Raw genomic sequence first — 16,417 nt, 5'->3', positions numbered from 1 at the left:
AGCAGACGATTCCTGCAAAACTCGCGAAATGCAATGTGCCGGCGCTACTGCCTCGGCCCCAACGACGCAAACAGCTCGCGGATGTGCGCTTCCTGCGAGGCGTCGAATTCCACGCCCATGTCGTCCAGGCCCACGCGCGTGACGTGGCCGCGCAAGGTGATCGATTCGTGCTGGTCGCCGTTCTCGAAGTACAAGCGCAGCGCGGCGCCGTTCACCGGTGCCCAGTGCTGCGGCAGCGACACGCGCGCGCCGCCCAGCGAGAGGTCCAGCACCTGCGCGTCGTGGCGGTGGCCGTTGGGCCGCACCATTATCGCCCGCACCACTTGCTGGCGCGGGAACTGGCGGCGTTCTTCGTGTTCGTGCTCGTGGTCGTCGGCCATGGGGCGCACCCTAGCGCCGCGGGCGTGAAAACCGCCTTTGCGGGCTCAGGCGGCGGGCAACGCGTAGGTGACCTTGGTGCCGGCGATGGCGATGGCGCCGTGTGCCTGCAGCGCGGCGAGGATGCCGTCGAGTTCGTCCTCGGCGAACGGCGGCGCGAAACTCTTCAGCGTCGAACGCAGCGACTTCAACGTGGCCGGGCGCGCGGTCTTCATGCCGGCGAGGCGTTCGAGCACCTTCGCCAGGCGCGGATGCGGGGCAGCCTTCGCGACTTTCGTGGTTTTCTTCGTTGCCTTGGCGGGCTTCGCGGGTTTGGCGGTCTTCGTGGCGGCGACGACCGGCGCAGCGTCCGCCTTCGCACTCGGCAGCTTCGGCACGTTCGCGCCGGGGATCGTTGCGACGCGCTTGCATGCGATGCCGAGTTTCGCCGTGTGCTTCACCAGCGGGTCGAAGCCCGTGTCGCGCGACACGATGGTGAACGTGGCGCCCGGATGTTCCGCCGACAACCGTCCGATGTAGAACGCGATGTGGAAGTCGAGCGCGTCCTTCCCGCTGCCGGTGATCTGGATGTATTCGGCGTGCGTGCCGAACGGTTGCAGTGCTTGCGCGAGCCCGAGGTCGACGCGCGTCTGGTGCTGGCCCGCGAATACCTTGATGTACGCATCGCCGGCTTTCAGCGCGCCGAGGCTCGCGGGCTGCACGTTTTCGAAGTCGACGAGGATGTAGTGGCGGGGCATGGCGTAGCTCCGGTAGCGGCCGGCGGAGTTTACGCGCGTGATGCGTACCCTCTCCCCAACCCCTCTCCCGGAGGGAGAGGGGCTTTGAAACGTGAAGCGATCAAAGCTTCAACGTGCCGCCTTCGATCACCGGCTTCCCATCCAGCGTCACCGTCGCGCCCATCAGCGACACCGTCTGCCCGTACGGCACGCTGTTCGTGCCGCCGGCCCAGGTGTTGCCGCCCGTGCCGACGGTGATCGTGCCCGCAGGCACCCAGTTGCCGACCGTCGCGTTGGCCGGCAGCTTCACGTTGGGATTGATGCCGAAGTCGACGTATGCGAAATCATCCTTGCGCGGATCGCTGACCGCGTCGTATTCGGCTTTCAGGTCGGCGAAGCCCGGGCCGCTGCCCGACATCGACACCATCTTGCCGTCCTTGAATTCCATCGTCAGGCCGTCGACGGCCTTGCCGCGATAGAACGACTTCGGATTGACGAGCTTGCCGTTCGCCGTGCCGGCCACCGGCGTGGTGTAGACCTCGCCCGCGGGCAGGTACACCGCGTTCGCGGCGCCGCCGGCCTTCATGTCTTCGGCGGAAATCACGCCATCGCTCACGCCCACCGGGCGGCCCTTCACCTTGACGGTGAGGTCGGTGCCATTGGGATGCGTGATGTGGATTTCGTCACCCGCGGCGAGCATCGCCTTGACGTCGCTGCCGCGCTTCACCAGGTCGGTGTAATCCAGGTTCACGCCGCTCCAGAACATCTTCGACAGCTCGTCTTCGCTCATGCCGTAGCGTTCGGCGCGCCACGGCGTGGGATACAGGTTGTTGCCGATCTCGACGGTACGCACGTTGTTCTTGAGGAACGCCATGCTCACCGGTTCGTCGGCCTTGCCGCGCGCGGCCATGCGCTTGGGATCGGCGCCTTCGAACAAGGCTTCCTGCGCCTGGTTGCCGATCGAGATGACGACGTTGACGATGCCCGCGAGCTTCATGCCCAGCGCGTCGGTCTGCGAATCGTATTTTTCGGGGATGTCGAAGAACATGCGCTTGGCGAGGCGATCGCTGCTGTAGCTGATCATCGGCGACGCGCCGAGCTTGCGCGCGGCCACCGCGATGTCTTCGAGCAGTTCGGCATCGCTCGAACGCCCGGTGACCATCACGATGTCGCCTTCCTTCACGCCGGCGTTGGCGACCACGCGGTCGGCGAGCTGGTCGAAGTCGGTGGGGGCGGGCTTGGTGGCCGCGGTATCGGTGCCGGCGGCCGGCGCGGTCGTGGCCGGGGCGGTGGTCGCGGTGCTGGTGCCGGCGGGGGCGGCGGGTGCGCTGGTCGAGGGCTGGTTGCAGCCACCCAGGAACGTACAAGTCGCGGCCGCCAGCGCGGCCACAAGGAACGGACGAGTCATGGCGTGATCCTCAGGGCCCGGGGGCGGGCCAATGGAGCAACGGGTCGCCCTGCCATCGGCGGTCACCGCCGGTCGGCGCGGTCGCGCGCGCCGACGGCCGGTCGCTCACCGGACGCGCCCTACACTGCCCGGCATGCCCCGTCGCAAACGATTGCCCCGCGCTTTCTATCGCCGCGACACCCTCCTGGTCGCGCGCGACCTGCTCAACAAAGTGCTCGCGATGCCTGACGGGCGCGCGGGCCGCATCGTGGAAGTGGAGGCGTATTGCGCGGGCCTGGATCCCGCCGCGCACACGTATCGCGGCAAGACTGCGCGCAACGCGACGATGTTCGGCGAGCCCGGGCACCTGTATGTCTACTTCACCTACGGCATGCATTGGTGCGCGAATGCGGTGGCGTGGGACAAGACGCCGGGTGCGGGGATCCTGATCCGTGCGCTCGAACCGATCGATGGCTTGCCGGAGATGTTCGCCGCGCGCGGTGGCGTGTCGGAACGCTTGCTCTGCAGCGGACCGGCGCGACTGACGCAGGCGCTCGGCATCACCGGTGCGCTCGATGGCGCCGACCTGGTGAAAGGCGACGGCCCGCGCATCCTCGACGACGGCACGCCGCCGCCGTTGCATCCGGTGGCGACGCCGCGGATCGGCATTCGCGTCGGGCTCGAACATCTGTGGCGCTTCTACGTGCCGAACAATCCGCACGTCTCGCCCGCGCGGGTCCGCCACGTGCAGTAGGCTGTGCGCATGCTCCGCGGAGATCGCACGTGCGCATGAAGCCGCCCTGGTTGTTGCTGATCGCGATGGTCGCGCTGGTGGCGGCGGTGCACGGGTGGATGCTGGATCGGCCGGGGAAGGCGGCCGTGCCGGTGGTGCAGAAGCACGCGCCGCGCGACGGGCAAGTCATCGAGACGACGCATTACCTGGTGCGTTCGAACGCAACGATGGAACAGACGCGCGCGACCGGGGAAGCCGTCGAGAAACTGCACGCCGCCTACCTCGCGCAATTCGCGCACCTGCCGCACACCACGCCACCGGCGAAACTGCAGCTGGTGCTGTACGGCACGCGCAGCGAGTTCAAGGCATGGAACAGCGCGATCCCGTGGGCGGAAGCGCGTTACGTGCCGCCCGAATGTCGCGCGTATGTCGCCGACGGTGCCAACCCGTATCACTGGATGCTGCACGAAGCCGCGCACCAGCTGGCGCAGGAAGTCATGCATTTCCAGCGCGCGAAGTGGATCGATGAAGGGCTGGCCGGTTATTTCGGTGCGAGCCGGATCGATGCGACGGGCTTGCATCCGGGCGATGCGGATCGCAACGCGTATCCGATCTGGTGGCTGCCGCAGCTGCGCTTCAGCGGCAACCTGGCGTCGGACGTGCAGACGGGGCGCGTCATCCCGTTGAAGGCGTTGATCGATGGCAGTGGGCCGCCGATCGCATCGTACGTCAACCTGTATTACGTCGAGTGGTGGAGCCTGGTGCACTTCCTGCTGCACCACGACGGCGGGAAGTACGCGCCGGGATTCGAGCGCTTGTTGCAGCACGGTGCGAGCGTCGCGGATTTCGAGCGCGAGATCGGGCCGCTGTGGGCGGTGCAGGTGGAGTGGTATGCCTACCTGCTGGCGCAGCAGGAAGCGCTGCGCACTCCGGCGCTCGTCGCGCGCTGATCAGCCGGCGAAGGCGCGGAACGCTTCCAGCGTCCGCGCGATCGCTGCATCGTCGATGTCCAGGTGCGTGACCATGCGGATGCGCGGCGTGTAGCCGATCGACATGCGGATGCCGGCGGTGTCCATGTGCTTGCGGAACGCGTCGAGGCGTTCGTTCGGGATGTCGATGAACACCATGTTGGTGTGCTGCGCGGCCACCGCGATGCCGAGGGCGCGCAGGCCGTCGGCCAGTTGCGCCGCGCGGCGGTGATCATCGGCGAGGCGTTCGACGTGGTGGTCGAGCGCATGCAGGCACGCCGCGGCGAGGATGCCCGCCTGGCGCATGCCGCCGCCGGCGACCTTGCGCCAGCGCTTCGCGCTTTCGATCAGCGCGTGCGAGCCGAGCAGCACGGAACCGACCGGTGCGCCGAGGCCCTTCGACAGACACACCGACACGCTGTCGAAATCGCGTGCGAGCTCACGCGGCGCCACGCCATCCGCGACGGCGGCGTTGTACAGGCGCGCGCCATCGAGGTGGAACGCGAGCCCGCGCCGGTCGCACAGCGCGCGCGCATCGCGCAGGTAGGCGTGCGGCATCGGGCGGCCGTGCCAGGTGTTTTCGAGGCACAGCAGCTTGGTGCGTGCGAAGTGCGGATCGACCGGCTTGATGGCGGCCTCGACGGCTTCGAGCGACATGCGCCCGTCCTCGCCCTGCGGCAATGGCTGCGGCTGGATCGAGCCGAACACCGCCGCACCGCCGCCTTCGTAGCGATACGTGTGCGCGTCCATGCCGACGATGTATTCGTCGCCGCGCTGGCAATGCGCGAGCAGCGCCAGCAGGTTGGCCTGCGTGCCGCTGGGCGCGAACAGGCCCGCGTCGAAGCCGAGGTCGGTCGCCATGCGCTGCTGCAATGCGTTGACCGTCGGGTCTTCGCCATAGACGTCGTCGCCGACTTCCGCGCGGAGCATCGCCTCGCGCATGGCGGGCGTGGGGCGTGTGACGGTGTCGGAGCGGAGGTCGATGGGGTTCATGCTTTGCGTCGCTGGATGCGGGTGGCGGCGTGGCGCGTGCGCTTGGCGGCGGCGCGGCGCGAGGGGGCGCGAGGGACCGGGGCTTCCAACGTCGCGACGTCGAAGTCATATCCCAGCGCGTGAATGATGCGAACCACGTTCTCGAGCGAGACGGTTGGAAAGTCGCGCATCGTCTTCTCGATGCGCTTGAGGGTCATTGGCCTGTCGCGCACACCTTCGTGTTCCTTGCGCGAGCGTTGGACGTCGTCTACGGCGTGGGCAAAAAACGCGTCGTCGCGTGGCGCTTCTTCGAGGCACGCGAACAGGTAGCAGAGCCGATCGAGTTCGGTCTTCATGTCCTCTGTCGCGCTCCAGAGCCTGAACCCTTGCGGCAATGTCATGACCTCAACTCCCTGGCGGCGCGACGTGCCGCTTCGATGTCCCGCTGCTGTGTCTGCTTGTTACCGCCACGCAGAACGTAGAAGCGCGCTTGGGTGACGCGCGCGTAGTAAACCCGGTATCCCGGCCCGATGTCGATCTTGAGCTCGACGATACCGCCGTCAAGGACGCGATGCGCGCCAGGGTTGCCAAACGCAAGCCGTCCCAGACGCGTCCGGATCTGGTTCCGCACACGCTGGCTCGGCAACGCGCCGCGCCATGCCCGGAATTCCTCGGATTCGACGACCTCGATCATTCTCCAAAGGTCGCCAACCCCTGACAAGCACGACATCAGGGTTTGCCGCACGCTTGCGTCGGCGTTGACCGATCTTCGGGACGCGTCCCATTCGGTTCGCCGACGCGTTCCCCGGATCGCGCCGTTGCACTGCGCTGCTACCTACGCGCGCGCCTTCCTGTCCGCAGCCAAGACTGTTCCAAGGGCCCACGAACCGCACCGAGCCTCAAGCGCTCGCCATCTCCTGCTGGATCCCCATCAACCGCTTGTGCACCGGCTTCCCGTGGTCGGTGACCAGCAGCACGCCGCAGAACCGCAAGTCTTCCGCCAGCGCCGCGAGGTGCTGGTCCACGTCGCCCAGGAGCGCGGCGATCTCCTCTTCCTCCGCGTTCCGATGCTGCGTCGCCAATTGCGCCTGCAGGTTGGTGCGGAAATCCACGAACGCACTGAGCCGCCGCACGTCGTCGAAGAACTGGCTGAAGATCACGCGCTGGTCCACGTTGCGGCACAGCGCGGTGAAGTGGCCCTGGCTCGCGTACCACACGGCGGTTTCAAGATCCGCATGCAAGAGCCGCGGGCAGCGCGTGCCATGCAACAGGTGCAGCACGCGCTTGGCTTCCGCAACGTTCTTCACCACGCTTCCCAGGATGCTGTCGGTGGCGCGTTCGTATTCGGCCTGCTGCAGGGCTTCGCGCTCGCTCGCGTCTTCGGTGCGGCGGCGGCGCTCGACGACGAGCGCGAGCCAGATGCCGATGAACACCGCAACGACGCCCGAGAGCGTCTGGACGATGAACGACCAGGCCATCTCGTTGAACATCGCGGATCCTTTGGCTTGCGCGCCTACTCGGCCGTCGTGGGGTCGATCACGCGTCCGATCTGCGTGACCTTGTTGACCGGGAACCCGGTGAGGCGGCCGTGTTCGCGCACCATCTCTTCGTCGGGCGCCACGTACACGCAATAGAGGTTGTTGCCGGTGATGTAGCTCTCGACCCACTGGATGTCGGGGCCGAGCTGGCGCAGCACGCCGACGGAACGCCGGGCCATGCTCTGCATTTCGGACTCCGTCAGCTTGCCGACGCCGGGGACTTCGCGCTCGATGAGGAACTTGGGCATTACGGGGGGACCTGTTGTTGCGCAGCCCGCCCGGGGGACGGCGGCCTGTCTTCCTTTTCGTACGCGATGCGAACGGGACGCAGGCCACGGGGGCTCGGGGACCGTTCACGGCCGGTCCCCCGCCCGGGGGATGGGCCGACTTCAAGCGGCGTAAGCTTTCGCCCCATGACGCCCCACGACTTCGACCCCGACGACAACTTCGACCAGGCCTTCCACGCCTCGGCCGACCTCGACGACGACGCCGCGCTGGAAACCGTCGCGTGGCAACTGCTGCTGCTGATCAATCCCGGCGACGACGACGCGGCGCTGCAGCAGTTCGCGCCCGTGCAGGAGGCGATGGCCGAAGGCGGCGACCCCGTCGAAGCGATCCGCGATGCGATCGACTGGAAGGCGGGCTTCTTCCTCGGCGAGGAAGATAGCGAAGGCCTCGTGCAGGTGCTCGACGAACTGGCCGCGCGCTTCGGGTTGCAGATTGAATGGGGCGTGGAAGATCCGACGGATGCGGAGTTCCTTACCGACACGGATACCTCCGCCCTCCTGCAGACCGCGTTCGACCGCCTGCGCGAACACCACTACACGCTGTGGACCTACGAGACCGGCAGTGAACACATCGCCGGCTGGATCTCCCTGCAGCGCGACGAAGAAGTGCTGCCGACGATCGCGGGTGCGCTGGGATTCCACGTGCGCGCGGGCTTCGCGTGACACGCGGCGCGGCGTGGCATGCACTGCTGGCGGTGATGGCGTGCGCACTCGCGTTCGCCGTTCCGCGCCAGGCGCATGCGCAGGCCGGACCGCCGATGATCACCAACGACCCGGGCACGCCGGGCGACGCCAAGTGGGAGATCAACCTCGCGGCCACCGGCGGCCATGCAGGCGCCGGATGGGAAGTCACCGCGCCGAACCTCGACATCAACCGCGGCGTCGGCGAACACGTCCAGCTCTCCGTGCAGGGCGGATGGGCGCACGCCCGCGACGATGACGGCGCGTGGCGTTCGGGCTGGAGCGACCTGGAATTCGGCCTGCGCTGGCGCTTCCTGGACGATGAGAAAGCGGGCATTGCGATGGCCGTGCAGCCGGTGTGGAGCAAGGGCTGGTCGGCGTCCGCGCGACGGCGCGGCCTGGCATCGGAACACCCGGACTTCTTCCTGCCCGTGCAGGCGTCGCACGATTTCGGCGACTTCGCCGCGGGCGTGGAGATCGGCAGGCACTTCGTGTCCGTGGATCCGGATGCGTGGCAGGGCGGCGCGTACCTCGCGCATGCGTGCTGGTCGCGCGCGTCGTGCATCGCCGAGGTCAACCTCTCGCAGACCGATGGCGAACGCGTCGTGCCGACGATCAATGTCGGCACGCGCGCACCCCTCGGCGACACGTGCAACCTGCTCGCCTCGCTGGGCAGCGAACTGCGCGGCGAGAACCGCCAGAAGGTGATCTTCTACCTCGGCGTGCAGTTCGTGCCCTGAGCGGGCGCGATTACTTCACCGTCAGCGTGAAGCTCGTCTTGCGCACGCGTTCGTCCGGCGTGCCGGCGGCGTTGGTGCCCGTGATCGCGATCGGATAGGTGCCCTTCTCCGCGCTGTTCGACACCTTCAGCGTGACGCGGCCGGTGGCGCTGCCATCGCCCGGCGGCGTGACGTTGTAGGGCGACCAGGTCGCGGTGACGCCGCTGGGCAGCGTGCCGTTCGCCAGCTTCACCAATTCGTTGAACGCGCCGTAGCTGGCCACGGTGATCACCTTCGCGCCGCTGCTGCCGCGCGTGACCGAAATCGTGGGCGAAGCCGTCAGGATGTAATCGCCGACGAGCCCGTCTTCCGCGCGGTGGCACTGCCCGTTGAAGCTGTCGGTCCAGGTCTTGCCCGCGATCGGCACGAAGGCCCCGTCGTAACCGACGCCCGTGAGGTCGACGCGCAGGATGCCGAACGTGCTGCCCTGCCCCGTGACATACAGCGGATGCGTGCCGACCACGGTGTACTTGTCGCCGCCGCCGGTGCCGGTGATGACTTCGCGCACGCCGTCGTCCTGCGCCACCTGCTCGCCATCCATCTTCTGGAAGCGCTGGTAGTCGTGGTCGTGGCCCGTCAGCAGCAAGTCCACCTTCGCGGCATACAGGCGATCCATGATCGGCTTGATGTTCGGGAACGTGGTGTAGCGCCCGCTGCTGATGAAGGGGTAATGCATGTACGCGGCGGTGCACGGCTTGGTGTTCGCGCGCAGGTCGGCGTCGAGCCATGCCAGTTGCGTCGCCGACACCGCACCGCCCGACTTGCTGTTGAGCGCGATGAAGTGCCATTCGCCCACATCGAAACTGTAGTAGCCCTTCGTGCGCTCGCCGGCCGGGCCGTCGTTCTGGCCGACGCCGTTGAAGTAATCGAAATAGCCCGCGGCGTTCGTCGTCAGGTATTCGTGGTTGCCCGCCACGGGCGCGGTGATGTCCTTGAAGCGGCCCCAGTTGGGGTCGTAGCGCGACATGAACTCGGCCAGCGTGCCGTTGGTGTACGCGTTGTCGCCGAGCGCCAGCACCATCGTGGGATCGGCGGCGATCACCAGGTCGGACGTCTTCCTGCAATCCAGCGGCGTGCTGTCGCACAGGTCGCCGGCGGCGGCGATGCGCGCGTGCGTGTCGGCCAATGCGTCCAGGCCCGCCTGGTAATCGGACAACGCGAATGCGCTGTCGGCGTCGTTGAAGGCCTTCTCGATGGTGATGCAGTCGCCGCGCAGCGCGCGGGTGTGGAAGACGCGGCCGTTCCAGCGCGTGCCGAAGAGCTTGAGTTCATCGCCGTCTGAGCTGGTGAGCACGAGCTTGTCGGTGCCGTGCAGGTCGATCGACGCGAAGCCGAGGCGGATCCACTCGGCATCCGGATGGCAGACCTGGGTGGGCGTCTCGTCGTCCAGCTGCACGACGACCGTGTCGTCTTCCGGGTATTGCGGCGTTCGCAGCTGCGCGTTCGATGGAAGCGCCGTCAGTGCGGCGCACAGCAAAAATATCGTGCCAATGGCCTTCATCGTTCCCTGTTCCTGCACCTGTGCAGAAATGGAAACGGCCGCGTTGTTACGCGACCGGACAGGGAAAATGTGTGGCCTGCATCCTTCGCGCGGGCTTCATTGCGCTGAATGCAGTAAAGCCGGTGTCGCGGCGCATCGGCCTCCGGCCGACGCGCCGCACCGGCACACCCTTACTGGATGAGCGACTTCACCGCACCCTTCAACCCGGCCTTCGCCTGCTCGGCAAAGACGAGGTTGGCGGCGGCGTCGGAGGCCTTCCAGGTCTCGTAGTCTTCGTCCATCTGCGCAAGCTCGTCCGCGCTGAACAGCTCGCGGACCATCTTGAACATGGTCTTCTCTTCTTCCTTGGCGTGGTGGTCGATGAACTCGCCGAACACCTTGACGCGCCCCGCGAACTCCGGCGTTTCCACGTCGGCCGCGTGCACTTCCGGGATCACGCTGTGCTCCACCGCGTGGTGCTCGGCGATGGCCTCGGCCAGCGTCTGCAGGCCGTCGCGGTCGCAGCGTTCCTTGAATGCGGGATAGAACACCTGCTCTTCCCACTTGGCGTGCGGCAACAGGTTCTGCTCGATCGTCTCCAGCAGGTCGGCGCGGCCCTTCTTGGCGCGGTCGGTCGTCTCTTTCATCTGGTCGAACAGCGAACGCAGCGTTGCGTGCTCTTCCTTGAGGGTCTTGAGGATGTCGCGTGCCATGGGGTCGTGCTCCGCTGTTCTGGGTGGGGTGGACGCAGGATGCCGGTGTGCCGGTGACAGCCGCGTGCCGGATCGCTTAACAGGCGCCTCAGGCTGGCCTGAGGTTCGCTTACAGCGGCCGCAGTCACGCTGGGCGCGCCCGCGTGGAGCCCGCGATGACAACGGTTCGCATGCAACGGACGCTCGTCGTGCTCGTCGTGCTGACGCTCGCGTTCGCGTTCCTCGGCAGCCGCGGGTTGTGGGATCCGGACGAAGGTCGCTACACCAACGTGGCGGCCAACATGCTGTCGAGCGGCGACTGGCTGGTGCCGCATCGCACGCACGACGTGGGGCACTGGACGAAGCCGCCGCTGACGTACTGGGCCGTCGCCGCGAGCCTGGCGGTGTTCGGCATGAACACGTGGGCGGCGCGCATCCCCGTGGCGCTCGCGTACCTGTTGAGCACGTGGTGCGTGTGGCGGATCGCGTTGCGCCTGGTGCCCGAGCGCGCGCGCTTCGCCGCGATCGCGTACGCGACGATGTTGGCGCCGGCCATCGCCTCGCAACTGGTGACTACAGACTTCCTGCTCGCCGCGTGGGAGACGCTCGCGATGTGGGCCTACGTCGAGTTGCGATGGGGCAGCGGGCGGTTGGGATGGGACGCCTTGCTATGGACCGCGTTCGCGCTCGCGTTCCTCACGAAGGGGCCGCCGGGGTTGTTGCCGTTGCTCGCGATCGTGTTCGTCGAGTTCGCGGTGACGCCGCGGCGGCGCGTGTTCCATCCGCTCGGCTTGTTCGTGTTCGCGGCGCTGGCGTTGTGGTGGTTCGTGGTGGTGGTGACGCGCAATCCGGCGTTGCTGCACTACTTCCTGGGGATGGAAGTGGTGGATCGGTTCGCGACCGACGAGTTCCGGCGCAACGGGCAGTGGTACGGGTGGCTCGCGGTGTACGGGCCGACGCTGGTGCTGGGGGCGTTGCCGTGGACGGTGTTGTGGTTCGGGTGGTTGCGTGGATTGCCGGCGCACGTGCGGAAGTGGCGCAAGCCCGAAGGGCGCGCGAATGATCCGGTCGATCTGTTGCTCGCGGCGTGGACGTTCCTGCCGTTGCTCGTGTTCTGCATCGCGCGGTCGCGCTTGCCGTTGTATGTGTTGCCGTTGTTCGCGCCGGTGGCGTTGGCGGTCGCGGTGCGCAGCGCGGAGATCGGCGGGCCGATGCCGTGGCGCCGCCTGGTCGCGTGGGTGCCGCTGCTGATCGGTCTGCGTCTCGTCAGCGCGACGATCGATTCGCCGCAGGATGCCCGCGCGTGGGCCGACGCGATCCGCGCACGGGTGCCGGGCGCGATCGACCAGGTGGTGTTCGTCGACGACCGCATGCGCTACGGGCTGCGGCTGCACCTGAACGCGGATGTCGAAGACGTCACGCTGGCCCGCGTGCCGAAGGCCGACGGCACATCGATCAACCCGCACTACGACGAAGACGCGGCAACGGAACTGGTCGAGGACCACGACGACGGCGCCAGCGTCTGGATCTGCAAGGCCGAGGCCTGGCACGACGTGCAGCGTTACATGGCGGCGCGGCAGCACCGGGCGCAGGCGTTGGGTGCGCCGTACCGGGGTAGCATCGTGTTCCGCGTCGCGCCCGACGGCGCCGAGGCGGCGCACGCCGGCACGAGTCCTTGAAGCCCAGCCCGCGATTCCCCGCGCGCTTCTACGCCTTGCAGACCGCGTGTCTCGCGGTGGCCGCGATCGCCTTATTGTGGATCTTCCACGCCACGCGCCTCGACCTGGCCCTCGCCGCGCCGTACTACGACGCGCAGACGCGCGTGTTCCCCTGGCGCCACGACTGGGTGATGACGGACTTCCTGCATCGCTACATGAAGTACGTGCTGATCGGCGCGGGGCTTGCGACGTGGGCGGTCGCGTTGGCGACGTTGCGGGCGCGCGACGGGTTCTTCGCGACGCATCGACGTCGGTGGTGGTGCGTGGCCCTGGCGTTCGTCGTCGTGCCGACGTGCATCTGGGTGCTGCAACGCTTCTACGGGCCGATGCATTGCCCGTGGGATGTCGACGCGTTCGGTGGCCATGCGCCGTACCAGGACTTGTGGACGACGATCACCTCGCCGCGCGCGGACGTGGCCTTGGGGCGCTGCATCCCCGCGGCCTTCGTGACGTCGGGCTCGTGGGCGATGGCGTTCGCGTTGTTGTGGTGGCCCGAGCGCAAGCGCGCGAGCGTGGCGTGGTGGCTGGGGTTGTTCGCCGCGAGCCTGGCGTGGGGCTGGATCCAGCAATTCCGCGGCGCGCACTTCCTCTCGCAGACCTTGTGGTCGTTGTGGATCACGTGGGCGATCGTGCTGGTGCTGCACGCGGCGACGGGGGCGTGGCGCGAAGGCGCAGGGCGCAGCGATCCGCGATAGAGTCGCGCCTCATCCGCTTTGGGGGAAGCGCTTTGGATTCGGTCGCGTTGCGGTTCTGGTGTTTCGTGCTGGTGTCGCTGGTCGTGTTCGTCGCGATCCTGCGCTTCGTGACGCGCCATCGTGCGCACCCGCTGCACCTCAAGCCGGTGGTCGGCGTGGCGGCGATCGTCGTGGTCGGCGGGATGATGTTCGCGAAGTTCGGCAACAATTCCGGCTTGCCGTGGTGGATCTACTACACGGTGCCGGCGCTGGCGACGTTGTTGCTGCCGCCTTTCGCGTTCAAGTTCTCGCGGCGCGAACTGGCGTGGTACCTGGTGCTGGCGTTTTTGTCGTCGCCCGCGATCCACGCCGTATTTTCGTTCGTGCTGGGGTGGCATGAGTACATGCCGTTCCTGCCGGTGCCGTATTGGCGCGACGTGCTGGCGGGTTGATCAGGCCGCGGTCGACGCCGAGGCCATGCGCACCACGGGGCGCAGCGCGACGTTCGCATCGGCGGACATCAACTGCACTTCGCCGTCCTGGATCATCGCGGTGAGGCGCATGCCGCGGCCGAACAGGCGCGCCATCGCATCGACGGCGTTCGCGTCGATGTCGAGCACGGTGAGGTTGCGCAGGCGGGCCAGGCCCACCGCATTCTTCGTCCACCACAGTTCGCTGGCGCGGCCGCCGTACGTGAGCACGACGACTTCCTCGGACTTCGCGCTCGCCTTGCGCAGGCGGGATTCGTCGGGCTGGCCGAGTTCGATCCAGAGTTCGATTTCGCCGGAATAGTTGCGGCGCCACAGGGTGGGTTCGTCTTCGTCGCTGAGGCCGCGGCCGAACTCGAGGCGATCGTCCGCGTACAGGGCGAAGCCCAGCAGGCGGACCATCAGGCGCTCGACGGTTTCGGACGGGTGCTGCGCCAACGTGAGGTTGTGCGCGGCGTAATAGTGGCGGTCCATGTCGGTGACCTGGAGCTCGGCCTTGATGATGGTGGCCTTGGTGGCCATGGCGTTTCTCGGGAGCGGGCCGCCGGAGGGGCGGCGGCGGAGTATGGGGCTTCGGGGTGCGACGGGGGAGCGAGGGTCGTTCAGATTGGTGGCTTGCGGCTTGTCATCCCCGCGAAGGCGGGATCCAGAAGCGAGGTTGTTGAACCTCCTCCGGCACGGCGCTCCGCCGCGATGAGGGCCAAGGGTCCTTGCCCGGCGCGTTCCGCTGTCCAGCTCCAAGCACCGGCCGTGCGCCATCCATGGCGCACTTCAAGGACCCTTGGCCCTCATCACGTCGGCGCGCTTCGCGATCGGATCGTTGCGACGCTGCGTAGGGGTAGCGCCTTGCACCGGATCGTTGGGTCGCTGGCGAACAGCTGCACTCGGACCGACGGCGCACTGCACGCCCAGCCAATCCCGCTCCGCTGCCTCGCCATCCCTGGCTGCGAGCATCGGCGCCGTCCATCCATGGACGGCTGCGCGGGATTGGCTCGGCGTGCGGTGCGCCTCACCGGAGCGTTGGGTAATGTCGTTCCTTCGGTTGAAAGCGAAAGCAGAAGCCATCAACCGTTCGCGACGTCCGCCGACCAATAGGTCGCTTCGACGATGCCGTCGATGTCGCGCGCCAGGCGCGTGAACCACCAGGCGAGTGCGTGCGGGCGGAGTTCCGCATCGTGGCGGCTGGCGTTGGAACCGGTATCCGCGAGGAAGGCCAGCAGGCGCAGGTGATCGCGAATCTGGATCAGTTCGACGTGGGCGGTTTCGGGGAGCGCGTAGACGGTGGGCGCTCGGGCGGAAGGTTGCATGTGTGACCTCCGACGATTTGGGGAAGAGCTTTGCGCCGCGGTGCGCGGCGCAAAGGTGTCGGGAGGCCAAACCGCTCTAGGGCGGTGAACGTATTCCCCCTCGCGAGGTGTTGTATTAGGTCCCCTCCCGACGCAGGGGCCATGCGGTACCGCGTGATGTTGACGCGCCTAGAGGAGTGTTGGACTCCGTCGAGAAGACTGCGCCCGATATTGGTGTCCGCCAATTGGACGGAAACGCGACAACGCACAGACGCGTCTGACGCGTGGACTCAACTTGTCCACGAGACACGCGTCTTCATGACGAAAGACGACAAGCACAGAGTCGGAGACGTTGTGATTGGCCTCCGTAGCTTTGCGATCAGGGCACGACCGGTTGAGATCAGATCGCGACTGCTTGAGACCAACTGGCACTTGCTTGAGATCAGCTCGCGCTAGCTTGAGATCATCTCGCGATTGCGTGGGATCAGCTTCCGATGACTTGAGATCAGCGCAAAACTGCTTGCGCTCGGCTTCCATTTGGCTGAATCCAGGTTTCGATAGCTTGAGATAAGCGCCCCGATCGCTGCGATCAGCTTCCCCCGCTTTGCGATAAGCGCCCCGCTTTGCGCGCCCAAGGCCATCGGCGCTGGCACCCCGCGCCACCACCGCCTCTCCGCACCACGTCCATGTCTGGACGAGTCGTTGTGGTTCAATCTACTTAACACGCAGCCCGACCAGACAAGCCATGCCCCTATACGTCGTCATCGTTTGCGCATCTGTACTCCTGCCTACATTCCTAGCGGTCGCCTTCATCTTTTTGCATCGAAAATGGCAGGATCGCGATGGGCGCAGGTCACCTATCGAAGGCAAGGCGATTTACGGGGCTGGTGAGCAGCTGAGAAAGCGAATCGAGGATCACACCGATAGCGCGCAAGCTGCTCTGCTAATGCTGTTTTGGCTTGGTCCTTACTTTCTCGCTGTATGGGCCCTTTCAAAGGTCGAGTGGGGCCACGTCCGCTGGGGGGTTGGCGAATGGATCTTCCTGATCGCGTTCATAGCGCTCGTTGCTTGGTCAATCCGCCACATCGTTCACCATGGCAGACTTCGCCGGCGCGCGAACGAAGGGCTGAAGGCCGAACTATTCACAGCACAGCAACTAAACCGTTTGATCGCTTCAGGCTGCACGGTCATCCACGACGTCCCGGGCGACAAGTTCAACCTCGACCACGTTGTGATTGGCCCGCGCGCCGTTTACATGGTTGAAACCAAGTCGGTCCGCAAGCCTGCGAAGACACATCCCGACGCCCACAAAGTCAGCTTTGATGGTGAGGTTCTCCGATTCCCCCATTTCGCGAGCAGGGGGCCTATCGAACAGGCTCGGCGCCAGGCGGAATGGCTTCGAACCTATCTGCGGGACACGTTAAAGGCTTCCATCAACGTGGTTCCGGTTGTTGCGCTTCCTGGATGGTGGATCGATTCCACAGGCCGTAACCCCGACCTGGTCCGCGTGTTCAATCCCGCTGGACGGGGCGCATCCTTCATGGCTGACGGTGCCGCCAGAAGCATTCCGCACGAGATGGCCGGCCTCATTGCGCAGGCACTCGTCATCCGGTACCCGACCGACGACACCAAGAAATAAT

At 66.6% G+C, this 16,417-nt stretch carries 20 protein-coding genes; 8 read left to right on the top strand and 12 right to left on the bottom strand.

Annotation, left to right across the window (positions count from 1 at the left end):
* Positions 1-44: 44 nt before the first annotated feature.
* The 3 genes from LYSCAS_RS07790 to LYSCAS_RS07780 form a co-directional block, all read right to left on the bottom strand.
* Positions 45-380 carry a PilZ domain-containing protein gene (locus LYSCAS_RS07790; protein ID WP_213437356.1) on the bottom strand — a complete coding sequence of 112 codons (336 nt, stop codon included), beginning with the start codon at positions 378-380 and terminating at the stop codon, positions 45-47.
* 45 nt (positions 381-425) lie between these two features.
* Positions 426-1,115, bottom strand: a complete 690-nt coding sequence (locus LYSCAS_RS07785; RefSeq protein WP_213437349.1) for a PIN domain-containing protein — start codon at positions 1,113-1,115, stop codon at positions 426-428.
* 100 nt (positions 1,116-1,215) lie between these two features.
* Positions 1,216-2,502 carry an aminopeptidase gene (locus LYSCAS_RS07780; protein ID WP_213437347.1) on the bottom strand — a complete coding sequence of 429 codons (1,287 nt, stop codon included), beginning with the start codon at positions 2,500-2,502 and terminating at the stop codon, positions 1,216-1,218.
* A 133-nt stretch (positions 2,503-2,635) separates the two neighbouring features.
* On the opposite strand from LYSCAS_RS07780, the gene LYSCAS_RS07775 reads away from it, so the two are divergent.
* Positions 2,636-3,235 carry a DNA-3-methyladenine glycosylase gene (locus LYSCAS_RS07775; protein WP_213437345.1) on the top strand — a complete coding sequence of 200 codons (600 nt, stop codon included), beginning with the start codon at positions 2,636-2,638 and terminating at the stop codon, positions 3,233-3,235.
* A gap of 35 nt (positions 3,236-3,270) precedes the next feature.
* Entirely contained in the window at positions 3,271-4,164 is an 894-nt protein-coding gene (locus LYSCAS_RS07770; protein ID WP_244858735.1) for a DUF1570 domain-containing protein, read from the top strand.
* Here the strand turns inward: LYSCAS_RS07770 and ltaE are convergent, their stop codons facing one another.
* The 5 genes from ltaE to LYSCAS_RS07745 all read right to left on the bottom strand — a co-directional run bounded on the left by ltaE (position 4,165) and on the right by LYSCAS_RS07745 (position 6,940).
* The gene (gene ltaE, locus LYSCAS_RS07765; RefSeq protein ID WP_213437340.1) at positions 4,165-5,175 is read right to left on the bottom strand and encodes a low-specificity L-threonine aldolase; all 1,011 of its coding nucleotides are present in this window, start codon (positions 5,173-5,175) and stop codon (positions 4,165-4,167) included.
* Positions 5,172-5,510 (bottom strand): helix-turn-helix domain-containing protein, encoded by a 339-nt coding sequence (locus tag LYSCAS_RS07760; RefSeq protein WP_213437338.1) that lies wholly within the window; start codon positions 5,508-5,510, stop codon positions 5,172-5,174. The genes ltaE and LYSCAS_RS07760 overlap by 4 nt, the downstream gene beginning before the upstream one ends.
* A 41-nt stretch (positions 5,511-5,551) precedes the next feature.
* A complete protein-coding gene (locus LYSCAS_RS07755) occupies positions 5,552-5,848 on the bottom strand; it encodes a type II toxin-antitoxin system RelE/ParE family toxin (protein ID WP_213437336.1) in 297 nt (98 codons plus the stop codon).
* A 205-nt stretch (positions 5,849-6,053) separates the two neighbouring features.
* Positions 6,054-6,644, bottom strand: coding sequence for a hypothetical protein (locus LYSCAS_RS07750; protein ID WP_213437334.1), 591 nt, complete (start codon positions 6,642-6,644; stop codon positions 6,054-6,056).
* A gap of 23 nt (positions 6,645-6,667) precedes the next feature.
* The gene (locus LYSCAS_RS07745) at positions 6,668-6,940 is read right to left on the bottom strand and encodes a DUF4242 domain-containing protein (protein ID WP_213437332.1); all 273 of its coding nucleotides are present in this window, start codon (positions 6,938-6,940) and stop codon (positions 6,668-6,670) included.
* A gap of 165 nt (positions 6,941-7,105) precedes the next feature.
* Between LYSCAS_RS07745 and LYSCAS_RS07740 the strand changes: the two genes are divergently transcribed.
* Both LYSCAS_RS07740 and LYSCAS_RS07735 read left to right on the top strand, forming a co-directional pair.
* Positions 7,106-7,642, top strand: a complete 537-nt coding sequence (locus LYSCAS_RS07740; RefSeq protein ID WP_213437330.1) for a DUF6630 family protein — start codon at positions 7,106-7,108, stop codon at positions 7,640-7,642.
* Positions 7,639-8,400, top strand: a complete 762-nt coding sequence (locus LYSCAS_RS07735; protein ID WP_213437328.1) for a hypothetical protein — start codon at positions 7,639-7,641, stop codon at positions 8,398-8,400. The genes LYSCAS_RS07740 and LYSCAS_RS07735 overlap by 4 nt, the downstream gene beginning before the upstream one ends.
* Before the next feature lie 10 nt (positions 8,401-8,410).
* Here LYSCAS_RS07735 and LYSCAS_RS07730 read toward each other — a convergent pair whose 3' ends face one another.
* Together LYSCAS_RS07730 and LYSCAS_RS07725 are read right to left on the bottom strand one after the other, a co-directional pair.
* Positions 8,411-9,940: a metallophosphoesterase gene (locus tag LYSCAS_RS07730; protein ID WP_213437326.1), complete on the bottom strand. Its 1,530-nt coding sequence runs from the start codon at positions 9,938-9,940 to the stop codon at positions 8,411-8,413.
* A gap of 170 nt (positions 9,941-10,110) precedes the next feature.
* The gene (locus LYSCAS_RS07725; protein ID WP_213437324.1) at positions 10,111-10,632 is read right to left on the bottom strand and encodes a hemerythrin domain-containing protein; all 522 of its coding nucleotides are present in this window, start codon (positions 10,630-10,632) and stop codon (positions 10,111-10,113) included.
* A 170-nt stretch (positions 10,633-10,802) separates the two neighbouring features.
* Between LYSCAS_RS07725 and LYSCAS_RS07720 the strand changes: the two genes are divergently transcribed.
* The 3 genes from LYSCAS_RS07720 to LYSCAS_RS07710 are packed head-to-tail and all read left to right on the top strand — an operon-like array spanning position 10,803 to position 13,455.
* Positions 10,803-12,290: a glycosyltransferase family 39 protein gene (locus LYSCAS_RS07720; protein WP_246518227.1), complete on the top strand. Its 1,488-nt coding sequence runs from the start codon at positions 10,803-10,805 to the stop codon at positions 12,288-12,290.
* Entirely contained in the window at positions 12,287-13,024 is a 738-nt protein-coding gene (locus LYSCAS_RS07715; RefSeq protein ID WP_213437320.1) for a hypothetical protein, read from the top strand. The genes LYSCAS_RS07720 and LYSCAS_RS07715 overlap by 4 nt, the downstream gene beginning before the upstream one ends.
* Positions 13,025-13,056: 32 nt before the next feature.
* Complete coding sequence (locus LYSCAS_RS07710; protein ID WP_213437318.1) at positions 13,057-13,455, top strand: hypothetical protein; 399 nt, start codon at positions 13,057-13,059, stop codon at positions 13,453-13,455.
* On the opposite strand, the gene LYSCAS_RS07705 is transcribed toward LYSCAS_RS07710, so the two are convergent.
* Together LYSCAS_RS07705 and LYSCAS_RS07700 are read right to left on the bottom strand one after the other, a co-directional pair.
* Positions 13,456-14,013: a YaeQ family protein gene (locus tag LYSCAS_RS07705; protein ID WP_213437316.1), complete on the bottom strand. Its 558-nt coding sequence runs from the start codon at positions 14,011-14,013 to the stop codon at positions 13,456-13,458. It abuts the gene before it with no gap.
* 542 nt (positions 14,014-14,555) lie between these two features.
* The gene (locus tag LYSCAS_RS07700) at positions 14,556-14,798 is read right to left on the bottom strand and encodes an XAC0095 family protein (protein ID WP_213437314.1); all 243 of its coding nucleotides are present in this window, start codon (positions 14,796-14,798) and stop codon (positions 14,556-14,558) included.
* Between the two features lie 724 nt (positions 14,799-15,522).
* Between LYSCAS_RS07700 and LYSCAS_RS07695 the strand changes: the two genes are divergently transcribed.
* Complete coding sequence (locus LYSCAS_RS07695; RefSeq protein WP_213437312.1) at positions 15,523-16,416, top strand: nuclease-related domain-containing protein; 894 nt, start codon at positions 15,523-15,525, stop codon at positions 16,414-16,416.
* Position 16,417 lies beyond the last annotated feature (1 nt).

The sequence above is a fragment of the Noviluteimonas caseinilytica genome (assembly GCF_018406605.1).
Taxonomy (GTDB): domain Bacteria; phylum Pseudomonadota; class Gammaproteobacteria; order Xanthomonadales; family Xanthomonadaceae; genus Noviluteimonas; species Noviluteimonas caseinilytica.
Note: the sequence above shows the minus strand (reverse complement) of the source record. Positions and strands in the feature narration are given on the sequence as shown.

What these genes read in the sequence shown, in the direction of transcription:
- LYSCAS_RS07750 (WP_213437334.1), bottom strand. Translation starts at nt 6,644, where the DNA reads ATGTTCAACGAGATGGCCTGGTCGTTCATCGTCCAGACGCTCTCGGGC.
- LYSCAS_RS07720 (WP_246518227.1), top strand. Translation starts at nt 10,803, where the DNA reads ATGCAACGGACGCTCGTCGTGCTCGTCGTGCTGACGCTCGCGTTCGCG.
- LYSCAS_RS07775 (WP_213437345.1), top strand. Translation starts at nt 2,636, where the DNA reads ATGCCCCGTCGCAAACGATTGCCCCGCGCTTTCTATCGCCGCGACACC.
- LYSCAS_RS07725 (WP_213437324.1), bottom strand. Translation starts at nt 10,632, where the DNA reads ATGGCACGCGACATCCTCAAGACCCTCAAGGAAGAGCACGCAACGCTG.
- LYSCAS_RS07755 (WP_213437336.1), bottom strand. Translation starts at nt 5,848, where the DNA reads ATGATCGAGGTCGTCGAATCCGAGGAATTCCGGGCATGGCGCGGCGCG.
- LYSCAS_RS07760 (WP_213437338.1), bottom strand. Translation starts at nt 5,510, where the DNA reads ATGAAGACCGAACTCGATCGGCTCTGCTACCTGTTCGCGTGCCTCGAA.
- LYSCAS_RS07740 (WP_213437330.1), top strand. Translation starts at nt 7,106, where the DNA reads ATGACGCCCCACGACTTCGACCCCGACGACAACTTCGACCAGGCCTTC.
- LYSCAS_RS07780 (WP_213437347.1), bottom strand. Translation starts at nt 2,502, where the DNA reads ATGACTCGTCCGTTCCTTGTGGCCGCGCTGGCGGCCGCGACTTGTACG.
- LYSCAS_RS07730 (WP_213437326.1), bottom strand. Translation starts at nt 9,940, where the DNA reads ATGAAGGCCATTGGCACGATATTTTTGCTGTGCGCCGCACTGACGGCG.
- LYSCAS_RS07695 (WP_213437312.1), top strand. Translation starts at nt 15,523, where the DNA reads ATGCCCCTATACGTCGTCATCGTTTGCGCATCTGTACTCCTGCCTACA.
- LYSCAS_RS07790 (WP_213437356.1), bottom strand. Translation starts at nt 380, where the DNA reads ATGGCCGACGACCACGAGCACGAACACGAAGAACGCCGCCAGTTCCCG.
- LYSCAS_RS07700 (WP_213437314.1), bottom strand. Translation starts at nt 14,798, where the DNA reads ATGCAACCTTCCGCCCGAGCGCCCACCGTCTACGCGCTCCCCGAAACC.
- ltaE (WP_213437340.1), bottom strand. Translation starts at nt 5,175, where the DNA reads ATGAACCCCATCGACCTCCGCTCCGACACCGTCACACGCCCCACGCCC.
- LYSCAS_RS07785 (WP_213437349.1), bottom strand. Translation starts at nt 1,115, where the DNA reads ATGCCCCGCCACTACATCCTCGTCGACTTCGAAAACGTGCAGCCCGCG.
- LYSCAS_RS07705 (WP_213437316.1), bottom strand. Translation starts at nt 14,013, where the DNA reads ATGGCCACCAAGGCCACCATCATCAAGGCCGAGCTCCAGGTCACCGAC.
- LYSCAS_RS07770 (WP_244858735.1), top strand. Translation starts at nt 3,271, where the DNA reads ATGAAGCCGCCCTGGTTGTTGCTGATCGCGATGGTCGCGCTGGTGGCG.
- LYSCAS_RS07745 (WP_213437332.1), bottom strand. Translation starts at nt 6,940, where the DNA reads ATGCCCAAGTTCCTCATCGAGCGCGAAGTCCCCGGCGTCGGCAAGCTG.